Annotated in this window: 12 protein-coding genes; 6 read left to right on the top strand and 6 right to left on the bottom strand. The window is 69.7% G+C overall.

Features of this window, described 5'->3' with window-relative positions:
• Positions 1-143: 143 nt before the first annotated feature.
• The gene (gene ffh, locus ACTJI8_RS01350) at positions 144-1,694 is read right to left on the bottom strand and encodes a signal recognition particle protein (protein ID WP_440731619.1); all 1,551 of its coding nucleotides are present in this window, start codon (positions 1,692-1,694) and stop codon (positions 144-146) included.
• A gap of 43 nt (positions 1,695-1,737) precedes the next feature.
• Entirely contained in the window at positions 1,738-2,352 is a 615-nt protein-coding gene (locus ACTJI8_RS01345) for a TetR/AcrR family transcriptional regulator (protein WP_440731618.1), read from the bottom strand.
• A 58-nt stretch (positions 2,353-2,410) separates the two neighbouring features.
• Here ACTJI8_RS01345 and lipB point away from each other — a divergent pair, with 58 nt between their 5' ends.
• Positions 2,411-3,052, top strand: a complete 642-nt coding sequence (gene lipB / locus ACTJI8_RS01340) for a lipoyl(octanoyl) transferase LipB (protein WP_440731617.1) — start codon at positions 2,411-2,413, stop codon at positions 3,050-3,052.
• Positions 3,049-4,038 carry a lipoyl synthase gene (lipA, locus tag ACTJI8_RS01335; protein WP_440731616.1) on the top strand — a complete coding sequence of 330 codons (990 nt, stop codon included), beginning with the start codon at positions 3,049-3,051 and terminating at the stop codon, positions 4,036-4,038. The genes lipB and lipA overlap by 4 nt, the downstream gene beginning before the upstream one ends.
• A gap of 96 nt (positions 4,039-4,134) precedes the next feature.
• Here lipA and ACTJI8_RS01330 read toward each other — a convergent pair whose 3' ends face one another.
• The 3 genes from ACTJI8_RS01330 to smc form a co-directional block, all read right to left on the bottom strand.
• Positions 4,135-4,635: a DUF2004 domain-containing protein gene (locus ACTJI8_RS01330; protein WP_440731615.1), complete on the bottom strand. Its 501-nt coding sequence runs from the start codon at positions 4,633-4,635 to the stop codon at positions 4,135-4,137.
• 80 nt (positions 4,636-4,715) lie between these two features.
• Positions 4,716-5,591 (bottom strand): signal recognition particle-docking protein FtsY, encoded by an 876-nt coding sequence (gene ftsY / locus ACTJI8_RS01325; protein ID WP_440731614.1) that lies wholly within the window; start codon positions 5,589-5,591, stop codon positions 4,716-4,718.
• Positions 5,592-5,668: 77 nt separating this feature from the next.
• A complete protein-coding gene (smc, locus tag ACTJI8_RS01320) occupies positions 5,669-9,292 on the bottom strand; it encodes a chromosome segregation protein SMC (RefSeq protein ID WP_440732422.1) in 3,624 nt (1,207 codons plus the stop codon).
• A gap of 507 nt (positions 9,293-9,799) precedes the next feature.
• Here smc and ACTJI8_RS01315 point away from each other — a divergent pair.
• From ACTJI8_RS01315 to ACTJI8_RS01300, 4 genes are all read left to right on the top strand, one after another.
• The gene (locus ACTJI8_RS01315; protein ID WP_440731613.1) at positions 9,800-10,078 is read left to right on the top strand and encodes a hypothetical protein; all 279 of its coding nucleotides are present in this window, start codon (positions 9,800-9,802) and stop codon (positions 10,076-10,078) included.
• Complete coding sequence (locus ACTJI8_RS01310) at positions 10,078-11,184, top strand: N-acetyltransferase family protein (protein WP_440731612.1); 1,107 nt, start codon at positions 10,078-10,080, stop codon at positions 11,182-11,184. The genes ACTJI8_RS01315 and ACTJI8_RS01310 overlap by 1 nt, the downstream gene beginning before the upstream one ends.
• Positions 11,185-11,280: 96 nt before the next feature.
• On the top strand, positions 11,281-11,976 hold the full coding sequence (locus tag ACTJI8_RS01305; RefSeq protein ID WP_440731611.1) for an ABC transporter ATP-binding protein: 696 nt from the start codon (positions 11,281-11,283) through the stop codon (positions 11,974-11,976).
• Positions 11,973-13,289, top strand: coding sequence for a permease (locus ACTJI8_RS01300; RefSeq protein ID WP_440731610.1), 1,317 nt, complete (start codon positions 11,973-11,975; stop codon positions 13,287-13,289). The genes ACTJI8_RS01305 and ACTJI8_RS01300 overlap by 4 nt, the downstream gene beginning before the upstream one ends.
• 11 nt (positions 13,290-13,300) lie before the next feature.
• On the opposite strand, the gene ACTJI8_RS01295 is transcribed toward ACTJI8_RS01300, so the two are convergent.
• Positions 13,301-13,939, bottom strand: a complete 639-nt coding sequence (locus ACTJI8_RS01295) for an HAD-IA family hydrolase (RefSeq protein WP_440731609.1) — start codon at positions 13,937-13,939, stop codon at positions 13,301-13,303.
• Positions 13,940-14,029 lie beyond the last annotated feature (90 nt).

The raw sequence follows: 14,029 nt of genomic DNA, 5'->3' as shown, positions 1-14,029 counted from the left end.
TTTAGTGTTCGGATGCGAAGCTCGAATCCGGCGCGTCGGTGGTCGCGGCGCACAACGATGCGAGGTTCTGGGTATCCGCCGCCGTCGCCGGACACGCCGCGGGCGCCGGGCCGCATCGGCCACGGCGCCCGCGAGCGTCGACGTCAGTTCTTGCCGAAGAGCTTCTGGATCTCAGCCATGTCGGCCTCGCTCGGCGCCGGCCGGCCACCCAGACCGAATCCCGATCCGGTCCCGGCTTCGCCGGTCGCGATGCCCGCGTTCTCTGCCGCGCGCTTGGCCGGGTTGCCGGAGCGGGATCCGGATCCCTTGCCCTTCTTGCCGCGCTTCGAAGAGGCGCCGGGGCGCCCCATGCCGGGCACCGGGCCCATGCCGGGGATGTTCGGTGTGCCTCCGCGGGCGACGGTCTTCATCATCTTCGCGGCCTGCTCGAACCGCTGCACGAGCTGGTTCACGTCGGTCACGGTCATGCCCGAACCGCGCGCGATGCGCAGGCGCCGGGAGCCGTTGAGGACCTTGGGGTTGCGGCGCTCCCCCGGTGTCATGGAGCGGATGATCGCCTCGGTGCGGTCGATCTCGCGCTCGTCGAAGTCCTCGAGCTGCTGCTTCATCTGGCCCATGCCCGGGAGCATCCCGAGCATCTTCTTCATCGAGCCCATCTTCTTGAGCTGCTGCATCTGCTCGAGGAAGTCCTCGAGCGTGAAGGTCTCGGTCGCAAGCTTCTCAGCGACCTTGAGCGCTTCAGCTTCATCGAACGCACTCTGAGCCTGCTCGATGAGGGTGAGGATGTCGCCGAGGTCGAGAATCCGGCTCGCCATGCGGTCGGGGTGGAACGGCTCGAGGTCGTCGAGACCCTCGCCCGTCGACGCGAACATGATCGGCCGGCCCGTGATCGAGGCGACCGAAAGCGCGGCACCACCGCGGGCATCGCCATCGAGCTTGGAGAGCACGACGCCGGTGAAGTCCACGCCGTCCTGGAACGCCTTGGCGGTGTTGACTGCATCCTGACCGATCATCGCGTCGATGACGAACAGCACCTCGTCGGGGTTCACCGCGGCGCGGATGTCGGCGGCCTGCTTCATGAGCTCGGCGTCGACGCCGAGGCGTCCGGCGGTGTCGATGATGACGATGTCGTGCTGCTGGCGGCGTGCGTGCTCGACGCCGTCGCGCGACACGCGCACGGGGTCGCCGACGCCGTTGCCGGGCTCCGGGGCGTAGATGGTGGCGCCAGCCTGCTCCGCGACGACGGTGAGCTGGGTCACCGCGTTCGGACGCTGCAGGTCGGCGGCGACGAGCAATGGCGTGTGTCCCTCGCCCTGCAGCTGCTTGGCGAGCTTTCCGGCGAACGTGGTCTTTCCGGATCCCTGGAGGCCGGCGAGCATGATCACAGTCGGCGGGTTCTTCGCGAACTCGAGACGGCGCTGCTGACCGCCGAGGATCGCGATGAGCTCCTCATTGACGATCTGCACCACCTGCTGCGCGGGGTTCAGCGCCTTGTTGACCTCGTCGCCCAGCGCCCGCTCGCGCACCTTGGCCGTGAAGTCCTTCACGACGGGAAGCGCGACGTCGGCGTCGAGCAGAGCGCGACGGATCTCGCGGACGGTGCCGTCGACATCGGCGGCGGACAGCTTGCCCTTCGTGCGCAGGTTGCGGAAGGTCTCGGTCAGCCGATCGGAGAGCGTGCCAAATGTAGCCATGGTGCTCCGATTCTACGCGAGCGGATCCCCCGTCCGCGGCGCGTCAGCCCCAGTGCAGGTCGGCGATGCGCGGCAGCGCGTGCTGCAGCTGCGCGAGCGGCGATCCGTGGCCCGCGCCGCCCTCTGCCCAGACGCGCAGAGACGACAGCACGACGACCGCGTAGGCGGCGCCGAGCACGTCGGCGCGGATCCGCTCGACGCCGGCACCACGCGCGGCTTCGGAGAGCGCGGCGGCGAGCCGACCCTGACGCAGCGCGGATTCGCGCTGCAGCTCATCGCCGAGACCCATGGCCTGTGCGTTGCCGAACGCGAGCGCCAGCGGATCCGGCTCGAGCCCCTGCAGGATCGCGGCCAGGATCGTCTCGATCCGGGCCGAGTCCGCTCCCGCATCCGGCTCCGCGAGCGCCGCGACGGCCCGGTCGAGGCGCTCGTCGAAACCCGACCAGAGCACATCGCTCTTCGAGGAGAAGTAGTTGAAGAAGCTCGACCGGCTCACGCCTGCGCGCTGTGCGATGCCGGCGATCGAGGTCCCCTCGTACCCGGACTCCAGGAACAGCTCGCAGGCCGCCTCGGCGATCGTCTCGCGTGAGGAGACCCGGGGGCGGCCGACGCCGCGGGCAGGGGTGGTCACCACCACACCGTATCGCGATGCGCTCATCCGACCATTCACCCCTATTATTGAACCGCATACAACAACTCGATCAGAAGGATCGGTCATGCTCGACATCCAGACGGTGGGCCTCGCCCCCGCGTTCGTCCCCTACCTCGACGGCTGGGATCTGCAGCGCCGGATCCATGCCGAGGTCGTCGCCGGCACCCGCCCCGACACGCTGCTGCTGCTCGAGCACGAGGCCGTCTACACGGCCGGCAAGCGCACCGAGCCCCAGGAGCGACCTCAGGACGGCACTCCCGTGGTCGATGTCGACCGCGGCGGCAAGATCACCTGGCACGGCCCCGGCCAGCTGGTGGGCTATCCGATCGTCCGCCTGCCGGAGCCTATGGACGTGGTCGCCCACGTCCGCCGCCTGGAGCGCCTGCTCATCGACGTGCTGCGCCCGCTCGGCGTGGATGGATACCAGGTCGATGGTCGCAGCGGCGTGTGGGTGCGCCGGCCGCTCAGTGAGGACAAGGTGGCGGCGATCGGCGTGCGCGTGCAGCAGGGCGTGACCATGCACGGCTTCGCGATCAACTGCGACAACACGCTCGCGGGCTTCCGCGGCATCATCCCGTGCGGCATCACCGATGCCGGCGTCACCACGGTCAGCGAGGTGGTGGGGCGGGAGATCGCGCCGGCGGACATCGCCGACGCGGTCGCCATGGCGTTCGCTGCGGAGTATGCGACGGAGGTGGCAGCATGAGCGCCGCTCCCGAGGGCCGCAAGCTGCTGCGCCTGGAGATCCGCAACGCGGAGACCCCGATCGAGCGCAAGCCGGAGTGGATCAAGACCAAGGCGAGGATGGGGCCGGAGTACAAGGCCCTGCACTCGCTCGTGAAGGACGAGGGCCTGCACACCGTGTGCCAGGAGGCCGGCTGCCCCAACATCTTCGAGTGCTGGGAGGACAAGGAGGCCACCTTCCTCATCGGCGGCTCGCAATGCACGCGGCGCTGCGACTTCTGCCAGATCGACACCGGCAAGCCCGCCGATTACGACACCGACGAGCCGCGCCGCGTGGCCGAGAGCGTGCAGCAGATGGGTCTGCGCTACGCCACGGTCACGAGTGTCGCCCGCGATGATCTGCCCGACACGGGCGCGTGGCTCAACGCCGAGACGGTGCGCAAGATCCACGAACTCAACCCGAACACCGGTGTCGAGCTGCTCGCGAACGAGCACAACGCGGATCCGGCCTTCCTCGGGCAGATCTTCGACGCGCGTCCCGAGGTGTTCGCGCACAACGTCGAGACGGTGCCGCGCATCTTCAAGCGGATCCGCCCGGCGTTCAAGTACGAGCGCTCCCTCAACGTGATCACGCAGGGACACGAGGCCGGTCTCATCACGAAGTCGAACCTGATCCTCGGCATGGGCGAGGAGCCGGAGGAGGTCGTACAGGCGCTGCAGGACCTGCATGACGCCGGCTGCGACATCATCACGATCACCCAGTACCTGCGCCCCACTCCCCGCCACCTTCCGGTGTCGCGGTGGGTGAAGCCCGACGAGTTCGTCGCCTTCAAGGAGGAGGCGGAGCGGATCGGCTTCCTCGGCGTGCTCGCCGGCCCGCTGGTGCGTTCGTCCTACCGCGCGGGACGGCTCTGGGCGCAGTCCATGGTGTCCAAGGGCCGCGAGATCCCGCCGCACCTGGCTCACATCGCCGCCAGCGCAGACCTCGGCTTCGCGCAGGCCGTCTGAGACGCGGATCGCCGGGCGGGGAGCAGGGGGGCCGCTCCCGTCCGGCGGTCCGTACTTCCCCCTTCGGAGGGCGACCGGCCCGGCCGGCACTCGGGCTCAGTCGGCGCTCATGACCGACAGCACCGAGCCGTCGGATCCGAAGTTCACCAGCAGCACGTCGTCCGCGCCGTCCGCGTCGAGGGCGTATTCGAGCACAGCGAACGGCTCACTCCCGCCGTGCTCGTCGACCAGCAGCGTCATGCTCATCAATCGGAGCGAGCGGATGATGTCGACGGCGGCGTCGCCGCTCACATCGACGAGATAGTCGGTGAGCTCGTCGCCGTACTCCTCCTGCTGCTGCAGGATGTACTCGGTGACCTCGCTGGTGCGGTCGTCGACCTCGGCGAGCATGCCGCGGCGGGCCTTGTCGTCGATCGCCTCCAGGCCCGACACGAACGCGGCCGCGATGTCGAGGGACTCCGGGGACACATCCTCCTGATCGGGCGCGGTCAGGTCCACGGTGAGGGCATGGTCGCCGAACTCCACCGTCTCGGACCAGAAGATCGATCCGTCCGGTCCCGAGGACAGCAGTCCGAAGAAGTCGTGTTCGATCGCCATACCGCTATAAAACCAGCCTTGTGCGCGGGGCGGTAGTCCGTGGCGCGCGTGCCGCCGACAGGTTCTTCGCCATCGTGGAATCAGGACCCGACGAGCGCCTGCACGAACACGTGCGGGGTGAAGCCGGTGAGGTCGTCGATGCCCTCGCCCTGGCCGAGGAGCTTGACCGGGATGCCTGTGCGCTCCTGCACCGCCAGCACGAATCCACCCTTCGCGGAGCCGTCGAGTTTGGTGAGCACGAGCCCTGTGACACCGGCGTGCTCGAGGAAGGCTTCCGCCTGCATGACCCCGTTCTGGCCCGTCGTCGCGTCCAGCACGAGCAGCACCTCGCTGATCGGCGCCTGCTTCTCCACGACACGGCGGATCTTGGACAGCTCGTCCATCAGCCCGCCCTTCGTGTGCAGCCGCCCCGCGGTGTCGATGATGACGATCTCCGTGCCCTCGCGCTTGGCGTAGTCCACGGTCTGGAACGCGACGGAAGCCGGATCCTGCCCGTGCTGCTGCGGTCGCACGATCGCGGCGCCTGCGCGCTGCGCCCAGGTGGCCAGCTGCTCGACGGCCGCCGCTCGGAAGGTGTCGGCGGCGCCCACGACGACCGAGCGCTGGTAGCCCCGCAGGAACTTCGTGAACTTGCCGATCGTAGTGGTCTTGCCCACGCCGTTCACGCCGACGACGAGCACGACCGCCGGCCGCTCCGTGAGCTTGAGCGTGGTGTCGAACTTCGCGAAATGCTCCTCGAGCGTCTCCCGCAGCATGCGCTGCAGATCCTTCGGATCCGTGGTGCGGTACTTCTCGACCTTGGCGCGCAACTCGTCGACCAGTCGCTCGGTGATGTCCGGGCCGAAGTCGGCGGTCAGCAGCGCGGTCTCAAGATCGTCCCAGGTCTCCTCGTCGATCGTGGGCTTGACGAACATGCCGCGCAATGCGCGACCGAGGGACCAGGACTTCTCCGCCATGGCTCCAGCCTACGGGGAGCGACCCGGCGAACGCGGCGTGTTCGCCGAGGGCGCGGCCCGCTGTTCAGCGTCTCGGCTCAGACGGCAGCGGCCGCGCGATCCCCGACGCGCTGTCCGACCACCGCCGACACGCCGTCCTGGCGCATCGAGACGCCGTACAGCGCGTCGGCGATCTCCATGGTGCGCTTCTGGTGCGTGATCACGAGCAGCTGCGAGCTGGCGCGGAGCTGCTCGAACACCGTCAGCAGCCGACCGAGGTTGGCGTCATCGAGCGCCGCCTCGACCTCGTCCAGGATGTAGAACGGGCTGGGGCGGGCCTTGAAGATCGCCACGAGCAGAGCGACAGCGGCGAGCGAACGTTCCCCGCCGGAGAGCAGCGAGAGCCGCTCGATCTTCTTGCCGACCGGGCGCACCGCGACCTCGATGCCGGTGTTCAGCAGATCGTCGGGATTCGTGAGCGAGATGCTCCCCGCGCCGCCCGGGAACAGCAAAGGGAAGACCTCGCCGAACGCCTGCCGCGTGTCCTCGAACGCAGATGCGAAGATCGTCTGCATCCGCTCGTCGAGCTCGGTGATGATCGTGAGCAGATCCTGCCGGGTCTTGGTGAGGTCGGCGAGCTGTTCGGTGAGGAAGGCGTGCCGCTGCTCGAGCGCCGCGAACTCCTCGAGGGCGAGCGGATTCACCCGGCCGAGCTGGGCGAGCTTGCGTTCCGCTTCCTGCAGCCGGCGCTGCTGGATGCGACGGTCGAACGGGATGCCGCTCGCGGTCGGCGCGCTCACGTCGCGGACGGATTCGTCGCCGATCTCATCTCCTTCGGCGCCTTGCGCTGCCTCTTCGGCCACGGCGGCCGCGAGCAGACTCTTGGTATCGCCCGCCGCACCTGAATCGCGCGGAACCAACTGATCAGGACCATATTCCGCAATCAGAATATCTTCGTCGAGAGCGAGTTCGGACTGCACGCGCTCGAGCAGGCTGGACAGGTGCAGCTTCTTCTCGTGGATCTGCAGCTCGAGGCCGTGCACGCTCTCGGTGAGGCCCGCCAGGCGCTCCCGGATCGAGGAATCCTGCCGGCGCAGTTCGCCCAGCTCCTCGTTCTGGGCGGAACGGGCGGACTCCGCGGCCGCGAGCGCCAGACGCGCCTCCGCGACCGAGCGATCCACGGAGTCCATGATGCGCGGCAGCTCGGCGGCGACCCCGGAGGCCGTCTCGCGCTGGGCACGACGCACCACGGCGCGTCGTGCGGCCTCCGCCGCTGCCTCGCGCTCCCGCTCGCGCTGCCGTTCCAGCGACGCGACCCGCGACTCGGCGGCGCGCACGCGTTCACGCATCGTCTCGATACCGAGGCGCGCCTCGATCTCCGCTTCCCGCGCGGCCTCGAGCGCTTCCAGCAGGCCGTCTCGTGCCGAAGCGTCGAGGACGGGGCGCGGTGCAGCCTCGGCCGCCGCGAGCGCGCTCTTCGCCGCATCCGCGTTCGACTCCGCGTCGGCGACAGCCGACTGCGCCTGAGCGAGGCCCGACTCGAGGCGCTCGCACTCGGCGATGGCCGACTCGTGTTGCACGGCCACCCTGTTGACCTGCTCGGTGTGCGCGGCCAGCGCCGCATCGTGCTCGCGCAGCGTGCGCAACGCGTCGCGGGACGTACGTCGCGCGGTCTCCAGCGTCTCGGTCGCATCCTCGCGAGCTTCGCGCAACGAGTCGACGACAACCCGTACCTCGTCGAGGCGCTCTACGGCCGCATCGCGCTCCGCGACGAGCTCCAGCCGGGAGCGCTCCCCTCCGGATCCGGTGTGCAGGGTGTGCGCCGTGAGCACTTCGCCGGCGCGGGTGACGATCGTGAGCGGCACGCCGGCGGCGGCCGTGGCGGCCGCATGCGCGGCACGGGCGGACGCCAGATCCTCCACGACGACGACGTGCGAGAGGACGCCGATGATGCCGGCCGGAGCGGTCACGACCTGCGCGGCGGGCGTCGCCCCCGCGATCCCCGCGTCGACGACGGATACGGCTGCTCCTTCGGCGATGACGAAGTCGTAGGCGCCGGCCGTCGCGTCGTCCCCGGCGAGGGCGAAAGCCGCCGCCACGTCGTCCACGAGCACGCCCTCGGCGAGCGGACCGAGCACTGCGGCGATCGCGGCCTCGAACCCCGGTTTGACCTGCACCGCGTCGCCGACGAGCCCTCGCACGCCGGCGAATCCCGCGGCGACGATCTCCGCGGCGCCGCCCGTGACCGCGATGGCGCTGCTCAGCGCGGCGGCCTTCGCCGTCAGAGCCTCGGACTCGCGTTCGGCGGCGTGCAGCCGCTCGCGCAGTTCGCCGAGCGCGGTCTCGGCCGCGACAGCCCGGGCCTGCGCTCGCTCGTAGGTCTCGGCGTGCTCCGAGGCCGTGCCCTCGGGCGCCTCACCTTCCTCGATCCGCTCACGTGCATCTGCGGCTTCGCGACGGCGTTCGTGCGCGGCCTCCAGCGCGTTCTCCTGCCGGAGCACCGCGCCGCGGACGGCGGCCAAAGCGGACGCGGCGGCCTCCGCCTGCCCGCGCAGGGTGGTCAGACGCATGTCGTGCGCAGAGACCAGCGCGCTCTGCTCTGCGATGTCGACATCGAGCGCGTCCAGCTCCGCCCGCGCATTCGCGACCTCGCGGGTCGCCTCGTGCACGGCGTCCTGCGCGCGGCCGATGTTCGACGAGATCTCCTCGGCCTCGTGCTTCGCCTCGTCGATCGTGGCCTGGGTGACGGTGACGGCCGTGACTGCGGCATCATCGTCGTCGGATCCGAGCAGCGCGAGTCTCTGATTCGCGAGGGTGAACAGACCGCGCATGCGCTCCTGCACCTGCTCCAGACCGAACGAGATCCGCCGCGCCTCGTCGACCGCCGCGGAGTTCTGCAGGGCCTCGAGCCGGGTGATCTCGGCCCGGACGCGGTCACCCTGCTCGCTCAGCACCACGCGCTCGGCATGACGCTCGTGTTCGTTGCGGGTATGGTCGGCGAGCGCCGTGCGCAGCGTCACCACATCGTCGGCGAAGATCCGTGCCTTGGCGTCGCGCACGACCGCCGCGATGGTCTGCGCCTCGCGAGCGATCTCGGCCTGACGACCGAGCGGCTTCAGCTGGCGACGGATCTCCCCCGCCAGGTCGCTGAGCCGGGTCAGGTTGGTCTCCATCGCGTCGAGCTTGCGGAGGGTCTTCTCCTTGCGGCGCCGGTGCTTGAGGATGCCCGCGGCCTCCTCGATGAAGCCGCGCCGATCCTCGGGCGAGGCCTGCAGCACCGTGTCCAGGCGCCCCTGACCGACGATGACGTGCATCTCCCGGCCGAGCCCCGAGTCGCTGAGCAGCTCCTGCACGTCGAGCAGGCGGCAGTTCTCGCCGTTGATCGCATAGTCGCTCGATCCATTGCGGAACAGGGTGCGACTGATCGTCACCTCGGCGTACTCGATCGGCAGAGCCCCATCGCTGTTGTCGATCGTGAGCTGCACCTCCGCACGTCCGAGCGGACCACGCGTAGACGTGCCGGCGAAGATGACGTCCTCCATCTTGCCGCCGCGGAGAGTCTTCGCCCCCTGCTCCCCCATGACCCACGCAAGCGCGTCGACGACATTCGACTTGCCGGATCCGTTCGGCCCGACGATGCAGGTGACGCCCGGCTCGAAGGCGAACGTGGTCGGCTGCGCGAAGGACTTGAACCCCTTGAGGGTCAGGCTCTTCAGGTGCATGGGCACGCTCGGGGATCGGCGAAGTTCACGGCGTCTACGCTATCGCGGTGCTCCCTGCGGCCGCGCGGGAAACGCCCGAGGTCCAGGGATTTCTGAGTGTCGGCTTGACGTCTTCTGTGAAGCTCCGCTAGCGTGACAACCCGAGCCGAGAAAGGAGGTTGCCGACATGATTACTCGCACTGATATCAACCCAGCACGTGGGATCGATGCGTCCTCGGCGACTTCCGCCGGCCTCCGCGAGCGTTTCGCCGCGTAGTAGGCGCCTCTCCCCTCGCCCCGGCCACAGGCCGGCCTGACGCTCCGTGCGTCTGCGATCCGATCCGCGATTTCCGCGTCGATCTTCGATCGCCCACCCGATCCGGGACACCGTGTCCTTGGATCCGTGCAGATCCGGACATTTCGTCTCGGATCCGTCCCCTCACCCGTGACACGTCGCGGCGTCCTACCGGACGACCCTGCCGTGGAGCGAAACCGCCTTTCCGGCACGACCAACGAAAGCGAATCACCGTGAACACCGCATTGCACGCTTCGCCTCCCACCGAGTCGAAGCAGCGCGCTCTCCCCGAGCGTGACCTGTCCATCCAGCTCCCCCGCGAGGAGGAGCTGCGCAACCTGTCGCTCACCCAGCGTGTGGCCCTGCGCGTCGCCCTGCACCTCATCGTGCGGTCACGGCCGTCGATGCAGGACCGGGCTCACGCCGCCCAGGCCGAGGCACGTCGCCTCCGCATGCTGGAGCAGTACGAGGCCGACCGCCTGGCTCGCACGGCGACTCGGCAGGTCCTCTGATGACCGGCTCTCGGATCGACGACCCGATCATCTCCCTGCCCGCCGGCGCGGCCCTGCATCCGCTCGTGCTCCCCGCACGGGCGGATGCGGGCTCGCCCGGCCCGTTCCGCGACTACGCCGAGGTGCGCAATCGCTGCCTCGAAGCGGCATCGGGCCGGGATGACGACAGCTTCACCCCGGAGGAGCTGCTGCCGCTGCTCACCTCGGACGCGTACTCGCAGCGACGCCAATGGCGGATCGTCATCGGGCCGCGCACGGTCGGCGTGGCACTCCTGAACATCTCGCGCGACGGCGAAGGCGACACCGCCACGATGGCGATCAGCGTGCTCCCCGAGGAGCAGGGCCGAGGCCTCGCCACCGCGGTCGCCGCTCACCTGGAGCAGCTCGCCCGCGCCGACGGCGTCCACACGCTGCAGGTGTGGACGGAGCATCTCCCGGCGGACGAGCCTGCGCTGGTACCGCCGACCGGATTCGGCAGCGTCCCGCGCGACCACACCGCACGCTTCCTGCTCGCACAGGGCTGGACCCTGGAGCAGGTCGATCGCGTCAGCGAGTATCGCTGGGGCGAAGACGACCACCTGCCGGCACTGCGCGCCGCCGCCGAGGAGGCCGCATCCGGATACCGCGTCGTGCAGTGGCTGCTGCCGACCCCAGACGAACGGCTCGACGGGTACGCGTGGATGAAGTCCCGCATGTCGACCGACGCGCCGGACGCGGCGATGGGCTCGCCCGAAGAGACCTGGGACGCGGATCGCGTCCGCGAACAGGACACCCGCTGGCGCGACATGGGTCACACTGTGCAGGTGACGGTGGCCGAGCACATCGCGACTGGTGAGCTCTGCGCGTACAACGAGCTCTCCCTCAAGGGGCCCGAGGACAGCGTCACGCAGCAGAACGACACCCTCGTGCTCGCTGCGCACCGCGGCCATCGGCTCGGCCTGCTCGTGAAGACGGCGGGCCTGCTCTCCTGGCATGAGCGCTTTCCGAGGTCGGCCCGCGTGGTCACCTACAACGCGGAGGAGAACCGCCCGATGCTGTCCATCAACGAGCAGCTCGGATTCGTCCCGATCGCCCACGGCGGTGCGTGGAAGAAGGTGCTGGACTGATCCTCGGTCCAGGATCATCCCGGAGGATGACGTCGCATCGCGATCCTCACTCCGGGGGCCGATGATCCATCGGGTCTCGCCGAGCAGGCTGGAGACATGAGCACAGCAGTCATCGAAGCACATGGCCTGATCAAGTCGTTCGGATCCACTCGCGCCCTGGCCGGAGTGGACCTGCGGATCTCCTCCGGGGAATCCGTCGCGATCATGGGGGCATCCGGATCGGGCAAGACGACTCTCCTGCATGCGCTCGCCGGGATCACCCGGCCCGACGGGGGCCGGGTGATGTTCCTGCCGCCCGCCGGTGGCTCCGTCGAGGTGAGTGCGCTGGGCGAGTCCGCGCGATCCCGTCTGCGTCGCGAGTCGTTCGGATTCGTGTTTCAGCAGGGGCTGCTGATGCCCGAGCTCTCCGCGGTGGAGAACGTCGCGCTCGCGGCGATGATCACGGGGGTCTCGCGTGCGGAGGCGACGCAGCGCGCGGCGGGGTGGCTCGCAGCGCTCGGGCTGCAGGGCATGGAGGACCGCCGCATCGGCGAGCTCTCGGGCGGGCAGGCGCAGCGCGTCGCCATCGCCCGCGCCCAGGTCACCGGAGCGAGCGTGGTGTTCGCGGACGAGCCGACCGGCGCGTTGGACTCAGCGACCTCGGCGGAGGTCATGGACGCGCTGCTCTGGTCGACGACGGGGCAGGGGCGCACGCTCATCGTCGTCACGCACGATCCCCAGGTCGCGGCGCGCTGCTCGCGCACGATCGCCGTCCGCGACGGGCGAGTGCTGAGCTCGGTGGTGAACGCATGAACGCCGCGACGCTGCGTTTGCTGCTGCGGCCCGCTCCGGGTTCCGCCGCGGTCGTGGTGATCCCCGCCATCGCATTCGCCGTCGTGTCCGCGCTCGTGCTGACCGTTGTCGGCGGCGCGCAGGCGTTCTGGCGGTGGACCGACCAGGACGCGACGATCTACCAGATCCTTGCAGCGGTCGCCCTCGTGCTGCTGGTGCTGCCGCTCGCCACCCTGGGCGGTGCCGCGGCCCGGCTCTCCGCCCGGCGCCGTGACGAGCGACTTTCCACGCTGCGCCTGCTCGGCGTCACGGGGTTCGGCGTCGGCGTCGTCGCCGTGGTCGAGTCGACCCTGGTCGCGGTGATCGGCGTTCTCGGCGGCGTGGTGCTGGCCCTCGGTCTCGCGCCGCTCGTCGGCTTCATCCCGTTCCGCGGCGCGCCACTGGGCTCGGCTGTGCTGCTGTCGCCGGGGCTGATGGCGGCGATCGCGGCCGGCACGGTGCTGCTCGCGACGGTGAGCGCGATCGTCGGGCTGCGCCGCGTGGTGATCTCACCGCTCGGCGTGCGCACCAGGACCACACCGCCGACGCCGCACTGGGTGCGCGCCGTCATCGCGATCGCCGTCGTCGCGGCAGGATTCGTCGCCGGCCGGATCGTCCCCGGGATCGGCGGCGCGATCGCCATGATCACCGGTCTCGTCGCGATCTTCGGCGCCGGGCTGCTGGTGCTGAACCTCATCGGTCCGTGGGTGTTGAAAGTCGGCGCCCGGGTTCAGCTGCGCGGGGCGAAGACCCCGTCGCGGCTGCTCGCGGCGCGCATCGTGCTGGATGACCCGAAGGGGGCATGGCGTCAGGTCAGCGGGGTGGCGATGGCCAGCTTCATGGCCGTGTTCGCCGGTACCGGGGTCGCCCTGATGGATGTGATCAGCTCGGGCGACCCGTCGGAACAACAGCTGATGCTGGTCACGGACATGCGCACGGGCCTCGTCATCACCCTGGTCGCGTCGTTCCTCATGGTCGGCTGCTCCGTCGCCGTGACGCAGGCCTCCGACATCCTCGACCAGCGCGATCTGCACCGCAGTCTGCACTACCTCGGTGTACCGGCCGACACGGTTGACGCCGCACGACGCCGCGCTGTGATGTCGCCGCTGCTGATCACGGCCCTGGGCTCCGCCATCTGCGCGGCCGTGCTCATCTTCCCGCTGCTCGGGATGGCGCTGATCACGGCACCGCTGTCCATCGCGACGATCGCCGCGGTCCTGACCGCCGGCATCGCCCTGGTGTGGATCGCGACCAGGCTCACCCGACCGCTGCTCATGCGGGCATTCGCGGGCTGAGCACTCTGATCTCAGGATCCGGTCGCGGCCGTCAGGAAGTCCTCGATGGCCGCGATCGTCGTCGCGTTGTCGACATGCACGATGCCGCGGATGCCCATGCGGGCGGCGCCGTCGATCTGCTGCCGGCGGTCGTCGATGAAGAAGACGTCGGCCGGGTCGGCGCCCATGGCGGTCAGCGCCGCGGTGTAGGCCTCGGGATCCGGCTTGTTGGCGCCGATCTCGTGGCTGTAGCAGATCGGGTCGAAGACGGCGGAGAAGCCATGGCGGCGCTCCTCCTCTTCGCGAGCGCCGTCCGCCGAGTTCGAGAGGATCGCGACTCCGGCGCGGCCGCGCAGCCCGCGCGCGTAGTCGATCAGCGCCGTGTTCGCCTCCCCGCAGTAGGCGTCCCACATCTCAGCGAGCGCGACTTCCTGCTGTGCAGGAGTGAACCCCAGCGTTCGCGCGAAGCCGTCCCAGTACTCTGCAGCCCGGCCCTGCTCGATGTCGATGCGCGGAAGCCCGGCGGCGGCGAGACGCTCGTCGTACTCCGGCCGGGTGAGGTCCGCCCGGGCCGCCCACCTGTTCTTGAGCTCTTCCTGCCAGGGTCCGTCGTCGACGAGTTCGAGCACTCCGCCGATGTCGAACAGGATCCAGGTCTTGTTCCGCGTCATACTTCGACGCTAGGCGACGAGCGCCACGATGACGATGGGGAGCGCTCCCCCGCTCCCCGCTCCGGCGCCGGCACCGGATGCACGCGATGC

Source organism: Microbacterium sp. 22303 (genome assembly GCF_052045265.1).
Classification (GTDB): Bacteria; Actinomycetota; Actinomycetes; order Actinomycetales; family Microbacteriaceae; genus Microbacterium.
This window is presented reverse-complemented; position numbering and strand designations above follow the sequence as displayed.